Source organism: Bacillus cereus group sp. BfR-BA-01430, from assembly GCF_022663115.1.
Lineage (GTDB): Bacteria > Bacillota > Bacilli > Bacillales > Bacillaceae_G > Bacillus_A > Bacillus_A cereus_BD.
On the sequence record NZ_JAKUEW010000014.1, the window covers coordinates 57,592 to 75,481 of the forward strand.

A 17,890-nucleotide genomic window follows, 5' to 3' on the forward strand; every position below is an offset into this window, starting at 1 on the left:
AATTAATATTATATATCCTAAACTTCTTAAATTTAATTAATTTGCAATAAAATTTTAGTAGGACAATTATAACAACCTTTTTAATAAAATTTCAGCCCTGTGTTGAATGTCTTTATTACTATGTCTTACTTTGACCACAATAACAGTTTGATTCTTTATATACTCTAAAGACTTCTTGGTCCAAGTACCACTACCATTAACAAGGTTTACAAGGAGACAATTGTAAATCACTTTCCACCCATAAATATTAGGTGATGATAAAATAAGCATAGACAATGAATATTTTTCTCGCTCAACTTCTATAATGCTAAATCGTCTCTTATTAACCATGTATACTTCAGCAATTACATAACGTCGTTTCGTAATACCATCACTTAATTTCGTAAATTTTCGCTCCCCCACTCCATCTGGTAATACATCAATAACCACTCTGATTTCTCGTACTTGTGGATGCTGTTCCATTATTTTTAATACATTAATAAAATCCTGTAGTTCACCCTGTGTTTGAATTTCGTGTAACATTTGCTGCTCTAATCCTCGTGCCAACTGTTCCCCACCAACGTCAGCTGTGGAGCGAATAGAATCATTGTCAATATAGTATTTCTTCGTATTTTCATCTTCTCTAGTTCGTTGCTTAGTAGAATTACCCTTAACACGATCAATTTTAGGTATTGTTGTATATTCATGCTTTAATTGATTCATTTGGATCAGATCAAAATCTTCAGTGGCCCCATCTACCTGTTCATCTAGTGTAAACTCTTCCTGATTACCCTTTTGATTCTGTTTATGATAAGTAATTTTCTTTGCTTCATTAGATCTTTCTCTATCTTGTATTTCTGGGTGTGAAATTAAAATACTTTCATATGGAATATGCTTATTCTTCACGTTAACAATTTGGAGTACAGTCCAGCTATTATTACTCTCCTTAACCCTAGCTGTGACGGTAATTGGTTTGGTAAATGCCCAGTCAAATTTTAAAATTTTTTCTTGAAGCCAGGTAAAGGATATATTTTCAAATACTCGTCGTAAGTCTAGATTCGTTAGAAGCCAAGCTAATTGATAAACAAAAGGTGCTTTTGTATACTTTTTTTTCATATTGTGAGGAAAAATCAAGGTGCATTCTATTAGTTTCGTATACTTCTGTGAAAAACTGAGGAAATGAATTAGATTCAAATAAGCGATATAATAAGAATCCATTGGGTGCTAAAATACTACGAATCACTTCAACAACTGGCAATATAATATTCTTCCCTTTAAAAGAAAATATAAAACTACGAGAAGTTGCAGAATCCTTATTCCCTTTAATAACCCACGGTTTTTCATAATATTTTACTCCATTAGGATAGAGGGTTATATCAACTTCAAATATGTCTTTGGGAGATTGACTAGTCGTAATAATTCCATCCGTATAATAGTGCTGGATTGCCAAGCAGGGTAATGTACCCCAATCCATTAATATACTTTCTGTACAATTATTTGTACGAAAATATGATTTAAACATTATTTTATTATCTTGCCGAAAGGGATCACCGATCCATATTAACTTTACTTTTTCGTCTTCTGCAAAAGGCCATTTAATTTTAACCTGTTGTTGGCTCATAATTATTCACTTCCTGTTTATTTTGTAAATATTCTTCCAAATACGGTTTTATATTATAAAAATGATGTGACTTCACAGCACCAAGGCGCTGTATTTTCCATAGTAATACAGGTTGTTCCTCTTGCAACATATGATCGATAATCTTACAACAACGACGAATTTGAAATTGCTTGACTGACTCAGTTATTGCTTCTAATAGTTCCTTTGTTTGCGATAATTTACCTAAATGACGCTCCAAGTTCGCTAGTATTCCTAATCGTTTACCTATCGCTGAAACCGTTATTCGAGTAGGTCTTTCTTCCGCCAGTAACGCTTTATAGAGTACTTTTATTTTTACAACGTATTCTCTATCTCTCTTATCCCAGTCTATCGTTTTAGTCGGTTCTAGCTTCTTTTGTTTTATGGGCAAATTCTCCATCAACCATTCTTTATCATATCTATATAAGAACATATATTGCTTTTTAAAAAGCTCTCGCAAATCTGTACGAGATAAATCAGGAAATTTTCGTATACCTTCTATCATCTCATTTCGATACTGTTCTAATAACACCTTATCTTCTATCTTCACTTGATTATTTGTTATCTCATGTTCCTCTAAATACCTTTTAACTGTCTTGGAATTGACTCCTAATTCCCTCGCAATCGATCTTGTACTAAGGTTCTTATTAGATAATTGTTTAAGCCTTAACTTCCACACTTCACCAAATGCTTTTACTCTTCCTATGCGAAATCGATCTTCTAAAGACATATCAGGACCTTTTCTTGCATAGACAAAACCACACGAACAGCTAAATGTACCAATTGGGGCTGTTGATTTAAAATCTCTTGTAACCTCAACACTAGGAATGACTGATTCTTTATAGTGTGTTGCTGCTCTATTCAAACAAGGCCAAGGCCCCACACTAAACGGACCTACATGAGCCTCTTGATTTACCAAGTCATCTATATCCTGTTCTAAGAAATAAAGCATTAACAAATGCCTAAAGGGGTGTACATGACGCTTTGTATTACGAGTAATCACTTTTAACCAGTTATACTCATCCGCTATATTTAGAGTACTCTCATACTTTTCTAAAAAGCCTTTAGGGAACTTACTTTTAAACGCTTGATACAATTCTTTTTGACGTACTCGATTCGAAACTGTAATCAGATTTAATTCAAACAATGACGCACGGTGTTTCAGCTTAATATCTTCACATGAAAATTTATGCAATGGTAATCGTAATAACTTATATGCTTGTTTTGATAAGTGAATTGAAATTTCTGCAAAAGGATCAGCTTTGTAAATAGAAGATAGATTCATATTCTTTAACTCAAAACGAATGTATTCAATACGGCTGGTCGTATCTACTGGGTATTTTCTCAATTGCACCTCATGATGGGGACAATAATCAATGCCTTGTAACTGATGCTCTCGATGTATATATGGCTCTCCAAATTGCTCTACATCATTCTTCGTACATTCTGGACAATAATAGAGTCCAGCTTTTCTACAAATACTTCCTGCAATCATACCAAGTCTTGTATAAAGTGCTTGTCCATTACTAGCAACATCTCGTAGAATTTCTTGCTGACGCTGCTTTGTTAAAAACATTGCATAATAAGGATAAATTGTATGATTAGCTAATATAGTCTCAACAGAATAGTTAGAACCTAGTTGCTGAGCTAATATAGCAAAATGGTTACCAATCTCCACACTCGGAATCACAGAACGACTTTGAAACACTTCTTCTAACGTGTCTTTACAATCAATATTGCCACTATAAAAGTGATAACGTGCAATCGCTGAATATATCAATTCATCTGGATATGCATTTGTGAAAAAGGGTAGCATATAATCACCTCATAACCTTCTTATCATGATAACTTCCCCTGTGGTATAGTTGATTTTATTTTTCAAAATTCTTTTTTCAATAAAATCATATTTTTTCTTCAATCGATTTCTCACATATTTTTCAATACTATTAAATGCAGGCATATATTTCTTTCTTTTATATCTATTCCAATAAAAAGACCCATCTTCTAAATTAAAATGTTTCTCTTGAATTTTATATAGAGCTAAAGATTTCATCACTCTACTCCGACTATTCACAACTTTGTATTTACCATTTTTCTTATTAAATTTAAGGCTAATCCAATGCGATATAACTTGACCGTTACTTTTAATCTTATTATCTAAAATTGGTACAATAAACAGTGCATTAGTTTCATTCTTTATTTGTGAAAACGGAACTTTATATACTTCAAATCGAATATCTTCACCAAAATAATTCGAGATTTCGTTGGTAATTAACTCTTTATTTCTTGTAATAAATAAAAGGTATTCGTCTATATCAAAAAACTCTCCTACAAATGTTCTTCCCTCTGCATCATTGTCTTTGTCTAATTGGTTTTCTTTTAATAATCTCAAAACAATTTTATGAGTTTTAGTAGTTCGGAATCCTTTTATGTTATGAAACATAAATATTCCATTCAAAAGAGCATACATACCACAAGTGGGTCCTTTTTGTTTAACAATAAACATAGATTATATCTCCCTTAATAAAACTCAGAAATAGGTGCTTTAATAAAACCATTTCTATTCAAAATTTCATATGGATGTTGTTTTTGTATTAGTGCTTGCTCTCTAAACTTCAATAACGGTAATAACTCACTCTTTTTTGTTTTCCCTAAAATTTGTCGTTGTTTTTTCTTTTGATTCAATTCAATCATCTGTTGGATTACATCTAGCTTTAGTTCATTGTAATTCACATCAATAGGTTGTTTTTCTACAACCTTAGTAATAAACTTCCTAATCTCTGTCGCACTCAGAATATCAAAAATTCCTAACGAAGCAACTTCTATACTCAAACTCTCAATCATATCCTGACGCTTATATTGCAATGTATTTTGGCGTTCTTTCATCGCTGCTTTGATTTTCCCCTCGTACTCGGTATTTTGCTTATGATTAATCATTAACTCGTCAAGATTAATCATAACATCCTCGTACTTATACATTGCCTTTAAATCATTTTTACGAATGGCATTAAGCATCGGCTGAATGATTTCCATATCCTCTTTAGCTGTTTTCTTCAATACTCGAGGAGTAATTGTTTCATCTTCATTTGATTCATCAAACAGCGCTCGCTCCTGTGCTAGAATAAACAAATTTACAGCTACCGAAGTAATTCCTTGGCATTCTTCATAAAACGTCTTTTTAATTTCACCAGTAAGTTCTGAACGAGTTTTTAAGCATTGTAACTCCCATAATGTTTCTAAAAAGAACTCCCATTCCTCACTGTCCTCAACCATACGATCCCAAATGATTGCACCATCACTTGCTGCACGACGAGCTTGGCGGAAGTTTCCTTTAAATAATTGTTGGGCCTTTGAGGTACCAATTAACACTGTAGGGATGCCGACTGTATTTGATAATGTAACAAAGAAATTTAACATTTCTTCTTGGTCATTTTTCGAATGTAATAGATGCTGGATTTCATCAATAACTAATACACCTATACCGTACATACTTGCTAAAGAAGTCATATGTAAAAGCATTGTTGATGTAACGCGATTTAAATAACCATACTTCTCTAAGTAGCGAGTACCGAGTAGATCATCAATCGCCTTGAAGAATCCTTTACACATTGTAGATAAGCTACCATCATATGGACAATCAATTTTAAGCCAAACAATTTGTGTACGATTAAACGGTTGTCTTTTGTAAGCTTCATGTTTAATAACTTGCGGATACATAAGTAGCAAACGCTCAATTGCTGTTGTTTTCCCAATACCTGAAATGCCAATAATCGATAAACTATCTGCTGTGGAGCGAATATAATTTAATCGCTCATCAATATATTTATGTGCTTCCTCTTCATCTTCTCTTAGCTGGTGTAAAACCCGAATACGCTCTAGAAATGTTTTATCTAATGGATTCCGTGCTAAGTATCCTCGGCGAATTAAAGTTGATAGACGACGCTCTACTTCAAAATGGATAGGCAAAGGTTGAATGAAGTTTTTCACATGCTTCAACACATGATAGCGAATGTTTGTTTCACTTTGTTTATCTTGCTCTGTAATACGTGGCGTTACCATAAATCTTTCTAGCACATCATCCTCATCAAAGATTGGCGGGAGCGCTTCGATAAAGGGATTATTGTCATACTCAGATAAAACCTGCGCTTTATAATTCGCTTCCTCAAAATCACCTTTAAGGACAATATTATTCGTCTTTTCCAAACTTCTCACCTCGCTTTTTCTTTAATTTTTCCATTAGGCGCGAGCTAGACTTTTTAGATAGCTCACTTTGTACCTTTTCTTTTGTAGAAAAATCAATTACTTCTGCTTTCTCACTAACAGCCGCTGGTGACAAATCAAACTTTTCTTGCTGTCTATTTAACTGCTTTTCCGTATTTTTATTTTCTCTAATAGATGCAATTTTTTCTCTTTTGCTAGTAGATGCATTTAAAGATTGATGTTTCTTGTTCTTTGCCTTTTTAATGATTTCATCCATCTTTGCATCTGTATTAATCGTTAGTTGTATTTGATTGGAACGTTCGATTTCTTCCCATTCACTTCGTAATTTTTGTTGAAAAATAATTTCTTCTAAGAGGTCGTTGCGATATTGTTGACTTGGCTCAAGTAAAATACAAGACTCGAAATCCATCCCATTATCATGCGGAATATAAATTTTCTCTACGTTACGTGGATCGTAAACTATTTCGATACTCGTATTTCTTAGTTTTAGGTACCATTGCTCTTCGACAGCTTGTTTTGAACCATATAATAGATTTTTAAATTTAATGCCCGCTCTAGAAATGATAGCTTTCCCACGTGGCAAAACATTTAACCTTAGAATATTTCTATCAACAGTTCTTAGTCTTCCTTTACGATTTTGAATACCCCAGTTCCATAATTTGATTGGAGTTGGTACTAAGCCATCTGTAATCATTTCTTTTTCCATTGGGTATTTATCAATAATTTTATGATTATGATGAAGAACCAACGTAATAATTATTGCTGTAAATTCTTTAAGACTTAGAGTCGCATCCAAGCGATAATCTCTATCTCCACGTTCACGGTATTCTTTTTGAATAGCACCTGGCGCCTTTTGTTTCACCTTGCCATTCAATGTACGAAATTTACGTTCTACAATCCCCTTTAAATCCCCTCGATAAGCGGTTGTATTTTCAATTTTGATATTTAAATTATTAATTAAATTTTCAACAGAGTATCCTTCAAACTCTCCTCGATCAGCAATAATGATTTCGGGTAAATGATGTGTAGGCCATTGCTCCTCAAGTATTTCAATCCCATACTGTTTACAAAAATCCACTTTATCTGCGACCATATTATCTAAAGCCATCATCGCTCCAACCCATGATGGACCTTCTAATCCGACATATAACCCTGTAACGATACGAGAATACACATCGATTACAGCGTAAATAACTGGTCTACCAATTACTTTATTTACATCCAAGGAACTAACTAAATAAATGTCTGCGATCGTTGCATCAATTTGGAAACGCGTTCCTGGTCCATTTGTTTCGGATTTTGAATCACTTAAAATTGGTCTATGTTTAGACTCAAATTCCTTGGCACTCTTACGGAATTGAATATCTTTTTTCGGATCCTCTAGTTTTTTAAACCAATAGTAAAACTGATTATATGAAGGTATTCGACTAGCATCCCAAACATGGTATTTCATTTCACTATTCTCTTTATAGCGGTCTGAATAGAAATCACGCAAAATAAAATGATATACATCTGTTAGTGAATAATTATTTGTTTTGCGATAGTACTTGTTAATAGCGTGTTCAAATTGCACCTTAACTTCATCAGTAATATTGATGCCCGTTTGATAATTCCCACTAATATTTACTCTTCGAGGGCGTCCTATTTTGATATTTGTTAAAGATTTGCTTCTTCCCTTACCACCGGAATTTGCGTAATCAGGTAACATCGCATTTTTGTTCATACCACGCTGCCAATAACGACTGAGAAGCTTTTTTACCTTCGTTTTCCCAAGTCCACTGTCTTTAACAATCTCCTGAATCTTATTTTCACGACCTTGTTTATTAAGTAGTTCACTCATATTATGAAGAATATATTTTTCAACTATATACCAATCTTCTTCACGTTTTCGTATTTGTACTTCTGTTAATTCATTATCTGGAATAGCTTTTGCATAAGGATCCATAACCACTAAAAGCTCACCTTGTTTAATGTCCGTCTGTAAAACACCATATAGTTCTTTTTGAGGCATAGCACTCGTCGTATCAATATTAACGATATACACATACGATTCCTCAATGTCGATTACACGTATCCTCTTAGAATCCGTTACATATTGAAGCACTTGATTAATATAAATCATCCGTATTTCACCTTCTTCAACTTGCTTTCATCAATCGACTTAATATCAATATCCTCCTCTAAATTTATTGGTTTAAGCATATCTATCACAATAATTTTCTGAGCAAGCAAATGATAAAAAAGGGTCACACCACTCCCAAAAGGCAGATGTGTATCTGAATCAAATTTACTTGTAATAATACGAACACTGCATGAATCGTTTAGCAATCTTTGCATCAACGATAAAGATAAATCCTCGATGAGCTGCGGACTCATTTTTTGAAATACATCATAATCTCGAATATTGTAGTAGTCATGAATGTAGCTAATATTCCGTGCCATTACTTTATGAATCTCTTCCTCTGTAACAATGCCCCAATCAATGTCTCGTCTCTGCCAATACTCACGCTCAATCTCAAACTTTTCCAGTACACGCTCCTTCAATAATTCATCCTTCATTTTGACTGTACGAGCCACCTCAAACACACCTTGTCCTTTATCTACTGTTAATAAAAAATCCGTTGTCATCACAATTGGTTCACCAGTTTTAGGATCAGTAGAATGCTTAATACCTAACTCATCTGCAATGACAATCGTTTCTTCCAACGGTAGTAAAGGAAATTGCTCACGAATATCAAAAATAAAATCCGAATGTTCAGTCAAATAAAAGTAGTTTCGTTCTAAATCCGATAAAAATTCATGTTGCCTACTCGTTTTTATTCCTTTTAAACGAGTTGAACGACCTAGAGAGGATACATCTTGAATTTTCAGCCATGGTTTATAATTTATACCGATACCTGAACCACGACCTTCTTTCATCCACTTTTCAACTTCAGATGTTCTTTTTCTTTTAGACACAAAAACACCCCTTTAGATAATCATATCTAAAGGGGTGAAGCATCGCATCTTTTTTATAAACATCGCGACTTTATTTCAAATCCACAACAAACACTAACTCATCCAACCTCTTACTCAACAGTAACAGATTTAGCTAAGTTACGTGGCTTATCAACATCACACTCGCGGTGAAGTGCTGCGTAGTATGAGATCAGTTGTAATGGAACTACAGCTACAAGTGGTGCTAGTGCTTCGTGTACCGCTGGTAGTACGAAGCTGTCGCCTTCCATTTCTAAGCCTTTCATAGAGATGATGCATGGGTTTGCACCGCGCGCTACTACTTCTTTTACGTTACCACGAATTCCTAGGTTTACATGCTCTTGTGTAGCAAGTGCGATAACTGGTGTACCTTTTTCAATTAACGCAATTGTACCATGCTTTAACTCTCCTCCAGCAAATCCTTCAGCTTGGATGTAAGAGATTTCTTTTAGTTTTAATGCACCTTCTAAGCCTACATAGAAGTCTACGCTACGTCCGATAAAGAAACAGTTGCGTGTTGTTGCTAGGAATTGTTTTGCTAGTGCGTCCATTTCTTCTTTTTGATCACAAAGTACTTCCATTGCATTTGCTACTAGTCCTAATTCGTGTGTTAAGTCAAAATCAAGAGCTTCACCTTTTGCTTTTGCAATGTCAGCTGCTAAGATTGCAAGTACGGCAAGTTGTGCTGTATATGCTTTTGTAGAAGCAACTGCGATTTCAGGTCCTGCATATAAAGGAAGCGTGTAATCAGCTTCACGAGAAAGTGTTGAACCTGGTACGTTTGTAATTGTTAATGCTTTATGACCCATTTCATTTGTTTGCACAAGTACGGCACGGCTATCTGCTGTTTCACCACTTTGTGAAATGTAAATGAAGAAAGGTTTTTCTGTTAATAGCGGCATATTATAAGAGAATTCACTTGCGACATGCACTTCTACAGGTACTTTTGCAAATTTCTCGATAAATTGTTTTCCAACAAGACCTGCATGGTAACTTGTGCCACATGCAATGATATAAACGCGATCGCTCGCTAAAATAGCACTGCGAATCTCTTCATCTAATTCAATCTCGCCATTTTCATCTTGATACTTTTGAATAATATTACGGATTACAAGTGGTTGCTCATCAATTTCTTTCAGCATGAAATGAGGATATGTTCCTTTTTCAATATCACTTGCATCTAATTCCGCTGTAAACGGTGCACGTTCTATCGTTTCACCTTGTAAGTTTTTAATTGTAATGCTTTCTTTTGTTACGATTACCACTTCTTTATCCATTAATTCGATAAATTGATCTGTAACTTGTAACATCGCCATTGCATCGCTCGCAACAACATTAAAGTTGTCGCCAACACCTACTAATAGCGGGCTTTTGTTTTTAGCAACATAAATCATGTTTGGATTTTCAGCATCAAGTAAACCAATTGCATAAGAACCATGTAAAAGAGATAAAGCTTTACGGAAAGCCTCTTCTACATTTAAACCTGTATTTACTTGTTGTTCGATAAGTTGAACGATAACCTCTGTATCTGTTTCACTTACAAACGTTACATCTTGTAAATATTCGTTCTTCACTAATTCATAGTTTTCAATTACACCATTATGAACTAGCGTAAAGCGTTTTGATGTACTTTGATGCGGATGTGCATTTACTTTACTTGGAACACCATGTGTTGCCCAACGTGTATGACCGATTCCCACGCTTGTTGCTACATTTTCATCCACGATTTCACGAAGTTTTGCAATACGACCTTTTTCTTTGTATACAACAATACCGTTCTCTGTCTGTACTGCAATACCTGCTGAATCATATCCGCGGTATTCTAGCTTCTCTAAACCTTTTAATAAAATTTCCTTTGCATCTTGCTCTCCAATAAATCCTACAATTCCACACATGTTTAAGTCGCCGTTACAAATGCTTACATTGCCTTGCGAACATGTAACGACCTCGTCCGATCTCATTATTTTTCATAAAAAAACGGATTACATATTGCTAGCTCTGTAAATCTGTAACGGCTTTCACCTTCCTCTCGATTGGTTTCCAGTCCGTATAGCATTTATACAGCTAGTATTCATCCGTCCCTTTTCTCTCATCACACTTTTATCTTTGTCCACCAAGTCGCCTCAGTGATTTAAATAAAAGCTTGCGGTTATGATGAATAACCGGGAGTCATCCGCCGAAATCTCGATAAAACTCCTCCTCGTCAACTACACACTTTGTAGTTCTGGCGCTTTAAACACTCTTATATTTACATTGAGAAAAAGAACAAGACCATCTTATAACAAACAACATAAACCGTCAATGAAATTTTTTCATTGCCTATAAAACATTATGAAAAAGGAGCACAAAGCGTGCTCCTTTTTCAAGAAAATCGGCGAATTATTCGGCTCCAACTTCAGCTTTTACAACATCTACAATGCGATGTACATACTCATTGCAAAGCTCTTGTGTTGGTGCTTCTGCCATTACACGAATAAGTGGCTCTGTTCCAGAAGGACGAACAAGAACGCGGCCATCCCCATTCATTTCTTCTTCTACTACACGAATAATCTCTTTAATTTTTTCATTTTCTAATGCTAGTTTTTTATCTGTTACACGAACATTTACTAATAGTTGTGGGAATTTTTTCATTTCACCTGCAAGCTCAGACAATGGCTTTTTCGTCACTTTCATAATGTTAACAAGTTGAAGTGCACTTAACATGCCATCTCCAGTTGTAATGTAATCAAGCATAATAATATGACCTGATTGCTCACCGCCAAGGTTATAGCCACCACGTTTCATTTCTTCCATTACGTAGCGATCACCAACTGCTGTCTTATTGCTTGTAATACCGTTTGCTTCTACCGCTTTATAGAACCCTAAGTTACTCATAACAGTCGAAACAACTGTGTTATGTTTTAGTTGGCCAGTTTCTTTCATGTATTTCGCACAGATATACATAATTTGATCTCCATCAACGATGTTTCCTTTTTCATCTACTGCAATTAAGCGGTCTCCATCTCCATCAAATGCAAGGCCGATATCTGCACCTTTTTCTTTTACTAACTCTGCTAATCCTTCTGGATGCGTAGATCCAACACCATCATTAATGTTCATGCCATTTGGTGAAGTTCCCATCGTTGAAATGTCAGCTTCTAAGTCTGCAAATAAATATGGTGCTAAAGAAGATGTCGCACCGTGTGCACAGTCTAAAGCAATATGTAGACCAGAGAAATCTTCTTCTACAGTTTGTTTAATGTATTGTAAATATTTTTGTCCACCTTCAAAATAATCGTTCACTTGTCCTAGGTTTGTTCCGACTGGACGTGGTAATTCATCAACCTCTTTGTCTAATAATGCCTCAATTTCTGCTTCTTGCTCATCTGTTAATTTAAATCCATCTGCACCAAAGAATTTAATTCCGTTATCTTGCACTGGATTATGAGATGCTGAAATCATAACGCCTGCTTGTGCATCTAACGCTTTTGTTAAATAAGCAACCCCAGGAGTTGAAATAACACCAAGACGCATAACTTCCGCACCAATTGATAGTAAACCTGCCACTAAAGCTCCTTCTAACATATGACCAGATACACGTGTATCACGACCGATAATAACTTTTGGACGATCTGTATCTTTTGTTAATACATAACCACCAAAGCGACCAATTTTAAATGCTAGTTCTGGTGTTAATTCCTTATTTGCAACACCGCGTACACCATCTGTTCCAAAATATTTACCCATTACTATTCTCTCCTTTATCTTGCTCTTTTGGTTCCTCTGTTGTATTTTCTTTTCCTGTCCCATTACTTTGTTCTGTTTCTTTATCTTGCTCTTTTGGCTTTTCTGCTTCACTTTCGTTTTCTTTTTGTGAATTCGGTTGCTCTATGTTACCTTGTACTTCTTTATTTGGCTGTTCTTTCTTTACAAGAGTAACCTTTGCACTTGTTTGTTTTGCATTTATTGAAACATTACTTGGACCACTAACTTGAATTGAAACATTATGTGTTCCTGAAGACAAACCTTGTAGATTTATTACAGCCGTTATTTGTGCCGCTGTTATTTTGTCTACTATACTGGCTTCTCCTGAAATATCAACACTTATCTTTCCGCTTTGCGGGGAAAGTGTTTGCACAGTCATATCATTTGAAAGACCATTTTTTTGGATTGGAATACCATCGATTGTCTTATGTTTTGTTTGTTCTTTCTGCGCCTGTACCTGAACAGAGACCTTTACTTGATTAGGCTTTGCGCTTGTGACACCTTTTGGTAATAAAACAGAGGTATCGAATGTTGTAGACTCTGTTATTTTACTCAAGTCTACTTCGACCCCCTCTACCGTTTTTATATGATCCAAAACGTCTTTCGGACCCGAAATTGTCACTTCGCTCGGTTGAAGACTAATATTCGTAACCGCTAAACCTTCTGGCACATTTCCTTTTTTTATATAGTTTAGCGGCACGGTTTTTTCACTAGAATTTTCTGTCGCTTGTGCAACAACTGGAACCGTTACACTCACCTTAGATGGGCTCGTTTTTAAATATAAACGTTTTCCATTTTTATCATATATCATAACTTCTGCTTCTTTTGTGACTGTTTTGTTAATACCTTTTACATCAACATATGCTTTAGCAGAAGCAATGCTATCTATTTCCTCTTCCGTTCCCACTACCTCAACTGTATCAGGTTTCGGTTTTAGAGCGGATTTGTCAATGTTAGCACCAGACTGCACTTGATTTTCATTGGACAACTTCATATCTACAGAAACATACTTTTTCGCTTTATTATAAATGGCAACTTTAATTTTAGATGGTTGAACAGTTGCCTTTACATTACTCGGAATATTCACCGCTTTAAGCGGAACTTCATATGTTCCCTTTTTGTAACCTCGTAAATCTACAGGAATCTCAACCTTATTTTTGGCTTTTATAGCAGCAACAGAGGCCTTAGGTCCCTCTAATTTTACCTTTACTTGACTCGGGATACCGGTAACAATGTATTTGTCTGTATCATAATCTACTTTGATAGGACAGTCCGTTAACGTTTCTTTTGTATCACCAGCAAAAGGTGATATATTGGCAGTATTATTTTTTTCTGTTATGGTTGTTGACATAAAAAGCATCAATGCCAATAGTAATGAGATTCCTTTTAAAAACCAATGGTTCTCCATTAACTTATCCATGACGCTTTCTCCTCCAATTCCAGTTCCATAAAGATGAAGAAGTTGTCTTCATATCACCACCACTAAACTCTGCCAAAAGTATTTCTTTCAACTGCTCTACCTTTAAATCACGATGTAATTCGCCATTTTTCGTTAAAGAAATTTGACCTGTTTCTTCTGATACAACAACAGTAATACTATCTGTCACTTCACTTACGCCCATTGCAGCTCGATGACGCGTTCCTAGTTCTTTAGAAATAAAAGGACTTTCTGATAATGGAAGATAACACGCTGCTGCTTTAATCGTGCTTCCTTGCATAATAACCGCTCCATCATGAAGAGGTGTATTTGGGATAAAAATATTAATGAGCAATTCTGATGAAACATTTGCGTTCAAAGGAATTCCTGTTTCTATATAATCTCCCATTCCAGTTTCCTTAGATAATGTAATCAATGCACCAATTCTTCGTTTTCCCATATATTCGGTTGCTTTCGATACTGCTGTAGCAACAATTTCAGCTTCATCTTCCTCATGACTAATTGTGCGAGAGAATAGGCTACCTCGGCCTAATTGTTCAAGCGCTCTTCGGATTTCCGGTTGGAAGATAATAATAACTGCTAAAAATCCCCACGTTATCACTTGATCTGTCAACCAATATAACGTATGTAAATCAAGGAAAAAACTTAATATACGAACAACAACTATAACTGTAATCCCCTTCAAAAGTTGAACAGCTTTTGTACCACGAATTACAAGAATTAGCTTATATATAACAAACCACACAACGGCGATATCTAATATCGTACTGAGATATTGTAAAAAAGGCATATCTCCAAAAGGCATGCTAACCCTTCCTCCTACTTATGAGCAATTTCATTCATATATTAAAATATTAAATTTATGCTCTATCTGTATGTATTTACAACAACTAGTTAATTATACCATACATGAAAGAAGCGACAATTACAAACACCATCCCTCCTTTGGTTTAAATTGGTAAGATGTCGAACTTTTTATAATACAACATACAATATAACTCATTATTATACTCCTATTTTAAAATAAAAAAAGCAGCATTTCAGCCGCTTTTCTTACATTTATTTCAGTTTTTCACCAAACAAAGAACCCATTAATGCAACAGCCGTTGTTGCAGTTTTATTTTTCTCATCTAAAATTGGATTTACTTCCACAAATTCAGCGGACGTAATAATGTCAGCTTCAGCTAACATTTCCATTGCTAAATGACTTTCACGATAGGATAGACCACCAATTACAGGTGTACCAACCCCCGGTGCATCATGTGGATCCAAGCCATCTAAATCTAAAGATAAGTGAACGCCATCTGTATGTGATAAATAAGAAATCGTTTCTTCCATAACAGCCGTCATACCCATGCGATCAATTTCGTGCATTGTAAATACTTTAATTCCTTCATTACGGATAAATTCCTTTTCTCCTTCATCTAATGCGCGTGCACCGATGATTACGATGTTTTCCTTTTTGACCTTTGGATACGCTTCATATAAATTGACGAGTGAAGGATGTCCATATCCTAAACTCGCAGCAAGCGACATGCCATGAATATTTCCAGACGGTGACGTTTCTTCTGTATTTAAATCACCGTGTGCATCATACCAAATCACACCTAAATTTTTATAATGTTTTGCTACTCCTGCAAGTGTCCCAATCGCTATACTATGATCGCCACCTAGTACAAGTGGAAAACGATCTTCTTCTATAATATGATCAACTTTACTTGCTAATTCATGACAAACTTTTACAACTTGTGTAAGGTTTCTTAATTTTGTATTTCCATCTACTTCTTTCTCTCTATCAATATGTATATCCCCAATATCTTTCACGTCATATCCAATGTGCTCAATTCTTTCAATTACTCCTGCATAACGAATGGCACTTGCCCCCATATCAACTCCGCGACGCAGTTGTCCTAAATCCATTGGAACTCCAATAATTGAAATTTCTTTCTTCATCGATAGTATCCCCCTTTTATGCCTTCACTAAATATTTTAAATCTTTTATATAGTCTGACTCAACTCTACATTTTTTTGTATGGTTATACACCTTATTCACACTTATTTCCTTTAAAATTAATATTTCTATATATATTTCTGTATAAAGTAGACTAAGCATCATCGCCTTTTCCCCATATAAATATAAAAAACATCCCTATACTTAGAGATGTTTTTCCGATGCTAATTTCCATACTGCCGCAATATTTCTCGCCGTTATTTGAATATTTTCCTTAGCTGATTGATATGCTTCTTCTAAAGACATTGGCTTTGCTGCTATACTAAAAACAGCATCAATTCCTTCTTTATGAACCGAGGCATGATTAGCAAGAACAGAACCTCCAATCGCTATAACTGGTATATGATGCTGTTTAGCACGCTTGGCAACTCCAACAGGAGCCTTGCCATAAGCTGTTTGTGCATCAATTCTCCCTTCACCAGTTATAACAAGATCCGCATCTATTAGCTGCTCATGAAACCGTATTGCATCTAAAACAATTTCAATTCCTTTACGAAGTCTTCCTTTTAGTACAACAACTGCTGCACCCATTCCGCCAGCGGCCCCAGCCCCTGGAATTTCTGCTACATCAATATGCAGTTGTTTTTTTAATATGTAAGAATAGTGTTGTAAATTTTCTTCAAGCGTCCTCATGACCTCCATGGTAGCTCCTTTTTGTTTTGCAAATACAAAAGAGGCTCCTTTTTCTCCTACTAATGGATTATCAACATCACAGGCAGCTTCTAACGTGATATGCGCTAAGCGTGAATCTAACTTGGAAAGTTGAAAACTTTCAATACAATGTAAGTTCCCACCAACAGGTTCTATTCTCTCATTAGACGCATTAAAAAACTGAACCCCTAAGGCAGATAACATACCGGCTCCTCCATCATTCGTTCCGCTTCCTCCAAGTCCTAATATAATATGCTTTGCTCCTTGATCTAAAGCATGTAATATGAGTTCTCCAGTTCCCTTTGTAGTTGTAATAAGTGGATTTCGCTTCTCAAGTGGAATGTGATGTAATCCCGATGCTGCCGCCATTTCAATAAACGCTACTCTTTTATCTTTAGAGATACCATAGAACGCTTCTACATCCTCTCCAAGAGGTCCTGTGACAGAAGTAGAAACGATATCCCCTCCCGTCGCATCCACGAGCGATTGAACCGTTCCTTCACCACCATCTCCAATCGGCATTCTTACATACTCCGCTTTTGGAAAAATTGCACTGAACCCTTCTTGAATTGCTGTACATACTTCACTTGCTTGTAAACTCTCTTTATACGAATCAGAAGCAATAACAATTTTCATTTCCTTTCCCCCACTTTCCCCATCACCTATAGCAAAATATTAGATTGTATTTTCTTTTAAATTATAATAAAAAAAAGCTTACATCAAATTGATGTAAGCTTTTTTTATGGAGCCTAGCGGGATCGAACCGCTGACCTCCTGCGTGCAAGGCAGGCGCTCTCCCAGCTGAGCTAAGGCCCCGAAGTAATAAAGCGGAAGACGGGATTCGAACCCGCGACCCCAACCTTGGCAAGGTTGTATTCTACCACTGAACTACTTCCGCAAAAATGGTGAGCCATGAAGGACTCGAACCTTCGACCCTCTGATTAAAAGTCAGATGCTCTACCAACTGAGCTAATGGCTCGTAAATGGCTGGGCTAGCTGGATTCGAACCAGCGCATGACGGAGTCAAAGTCCGTTGCCTTACCGCTTGGCTATAGCCCATTAATATTTACTCGTATACTTTTCTTATCAAAAAAATAAACCTCAATTAGGTTATTTTTTAAATGGTGGAGGGGGGCAGATTCGAACTGCCGAACCCGAAGGAGCGGATTTACAGTCCGCCGCGTTTAGCCACTTCGCTACCCCTCCGACATATTATGGTGGAGGATGACGG

13 protein-coding genes and 5 tRNA genes are annotated in these 17,890 nt (G+C 35.8%); all 18 read right to left on the bottom strand.

Annotated features, from left to right (window positions below; translation table 11 throughout):
* Positions 1-66: 66 nt before the first annotated feature.
* Complete coding sequence (locus MR058_RS18875; protein ID WP_242145412.1) at positions 67-1,095, bottom strand: Tn7-like element transposition protein TnsE; 1,029 nt, start codon at positions 1,093-1,095, stop codon at positions 67-69.
* A complete protein-coding gene (locus MR058_RS18880; RefSeq protein WP_242145413.1) occupies positions 1,013-1,600 on the bottom strand; it encodes a hypothetical protein in 588 nt (195 codons plus the stop codon). Before MR058_RS18880 ends, MR058_RS18875 begins: the two co-directional genes overlap by 83 nt.
* Positions 1,581-3,434 carry a TnsD family transposase gene (locus tag MR058_RS18885; RefSeq protein ID WP_242145414.1) on the bottom strand — a complete coding sequence of 618 codons (1,854 nt, stop codon included), beginning with the start codon at positions 3,432-3,434 and terminating at the stop codon, positions 1,581-1,583. Before MR058_RS18885 ends, MR058_RS18880 begins: the two co-directional genes overlap by 20 nt.
* Before the next feature lie 9 nt (positions 3,435-3,443).
* Positions 3,444-4,124, bottom strand: coding sequence for a hypothetical protein (locus MR058_RS18890; RefSeq protein WP_242145415.1), 681 nt, complete (start codon positions 4,122-4,124; stop codon positions 3,444-3,446).
* Between the two features lie 14 nt (positions 4,125-4,138).
* On the bottom strand, positions 4,139-5,830 hold the full coding sequence (locus tag MR058_RS18895) for an ATP-binding protein (protein ID WP_472927015.1): 1,692 nt from the start codon (positions 5,828-5,830) through the stop codon (positions 4,139-4,141).
* A complete protein-coding gene (locus MR058_RS18900; protein ID WP_242145416.1) occupies positions 5,805-7,961 on the bottom strand; it encodes a Mu transposase C-terminal domain-containing protein in 2,157 nt (718 codons plus the stop codon). The genes MR058_RS18895 and MR058_RS18900 overlap by 26 nt, the downstream gene beginning before the upstream one ends.
* Positions 7,958-8,797 (bottom strand): TnsA endonuclease N-terminal domain-containing protein, encoded by an 840-nt coding sequence (locus MR058_RS18905; protein ID WP_242145417.1) that lies wholly within the window; start codon positions 8,795-8,797, stop codon positions 7,958-7,960. The genes MR058_RS18900 and MR058_RS18905 overlap by 4 nt, the downstream gene beginning before the upstream one ends.
* Positions 8,798-8,907: 110 nt before the next feature.
* The gene (gene glmS, locus MR058_RS18910) at positions 8,908-10,710 is read right to left on the bottom strand and encodes a glutamine--fructose-6-phosphate transaminase (isomerizing) (RefSeq protein WP_242145429.1); all 1,803 of its coding nucleotides are present in this window, start codon (positions 10,708-10,710) and stop codon (positions 8,908-8,910) included.
* A gap of 484 nt (positions 10,711-11,194) precedes the next feature.
* Positions 11,195-12,541, bottom strand: coding sequence for a phosphoglucosamine mutase (gene glmM / locus MR058_RS18915; RefSeq protein ID WP_242145418.1), 1,347 nt, complete (start codon positions 12,539-12,541; stop codon positions 11,195-11,197).
* On the bottom strand, positions 12,534-13,979 hold the full coding sequence (locus MR058_RS18920) for a CdaR family protein (RefSeq protein WP_242145419.1): 1,446 nt from the start codon (positions 13,977-13,979) through the stop codon (positions 12,534-12,536). Before MR058_RS18920 ends, glmM begins: the two co-directional genes overlap by 8 nt.
* Positions 13,972-14,802: a diadenylate cyclase CdaA gene (gene cdaA / locus MR058_RS18925; RefSeq protein WP_242145420.1), complete on the bottom strand. Its 831-nt coding sequence runs from the start codon at positions 14,800-14,802 to the stop codon at positions 13,972-13,974. Before cdaA ends, MR058_RS18920 begins: the two co-directional genes overlap by 8 nt.
* 254 nt (positions 14,803-15,056) lie before the next feature.
* Positions 15,057-15,950, bottom strand: a complete 894-nt coding sequence (gene rocF, locus MR058_RS18930) for an arginase (RefSeq protein WP_242145421.1) — start codon at positions 15,948-15,950, stop codon at positions 15,057-15,059.
* Between the two features lie 202 nt (positions 15,951-16,152).
* Positions 16,153-17,295: a glycerate kinase gene (locus tag MR058_RS18935; RefSeq protein WP_242145422.1), complete on the bottom strand. Its 1,143-nt coding sequence runs from the start codon at positions 17,293-17,295 to the stop codon at positions 16,153-16,155.
* A gap of 107 nt (positions 17,296-17,402) precedes the next feature.
* Positions 17,403-17,475: transfer RNA gene (locus MR058_RS18940), tRNA-Ala, on the bottom strand.
* Positions 17,476-17,485: 10 nt separating this feature from the next.
* Positions 17,486-17,557 (bottom strand) — tRNA-Gly (locus MR058_RS18945).
* 5 nt (positions 17,558-17,562) lie between these two features.
* Positions 17,563-17,638: transfer RNA gene (locus MR058_RS18950), tRNA-Lys, on the bottom strand.
* Between the two features lie 5 nt (positions 17,639-17,643).
* Positions 17,644-17,718 (bottom strand) — tRNA-Gln (locus MR058_RS18955).
* A gap of 63 nt (positions 17,719-17,781) precedes the next feature.
* Positions 17,782-17,865 (bottom strand) — tRNA-Tyr (locus tag MR058_RS18960).
* Positions 17,866-17,890: the final 25 nt, after the last annotated feature.

Excerpts from the sequence above, each read along its gene's own strand:
- MR058_RS18875 (WP_242145412.1), bottom strand. The coding sequence starts at position 1,095 with ATGAAAAAAAAGTATACAAAAGCACCTTTTGTTTATCAATTAGCTTGG.
- MR058_RS18880 (WP_242145413.1), bottom strand. The coding sequence starts at position 1,600 with ATGAGCCAACAACAGGTTAAAATTAAATGGCCTTTTGCAGAAGACGAA.
- MR058_RS18885 (WP_242145414.1), bottom strand. The coding sequence starts at position 3,434 with ATGCTACCCTTTTTCACAAATGCATATCCAGATGAATTGATATATTCA.
- MR058_RS18890 (WP_242145415.1), bottom strand. The coding sequence starts at position 4,124 with ATGTTTATTGTTAAACAAAAAGGACCCACTTGTGGTATGTATGCTCTT.
- MR058_RS18900 (WP_242145416.1), bottom strand. The coding sequence starts at position 7,961 with ATGATTTATATTAATCAAGTGCTTCAATATGTAACGGATTCTAAGAGG.
- glmS (WP_242145429.1), bottom strand. The coding sequence starts at position 10,710 with ATGTGTGGAATTGTAGGATTTATTGGAGAGCAAGATGCAAAGGAAATT.
- glmM (WP_242145418.1), bottom strand. The coding sequence starts at position 12,541 with ATGGGTAAATATTTTGGAACAGATGGTGTACGCGGTGTTGCAAATAAG.
- MR058_RS18920 (WP_242145419.1), bottom strand. The coding sequence starts at position 13,979 with ATGGATAAGTTAATGGAGAACCATTGGTTTTTAAAAGGAATCTCATTA.
- cdaA (WP_242145420.1), bottom strand. The coding sequence starts at position 14,802 with ATGCCTTTTGGAGATATGCCTTTTTTACAATATCTCAGTACGATATTA.
- rocF (WP_242145421.1), bottom strand. The coding sequence starts at position 15,950 with ATGAAGAAAGAAATTTCAATTATTGGAGTTCCAATGGATTTAGGACAA.
- MR058_RS18935 (WP_242145422.1), bottom strand. The coding sequence starts at position 17,295 with ATGAAAATTGTTATTGCTTCTGATTCGTATAAAGAGAGTTTACAAGCA.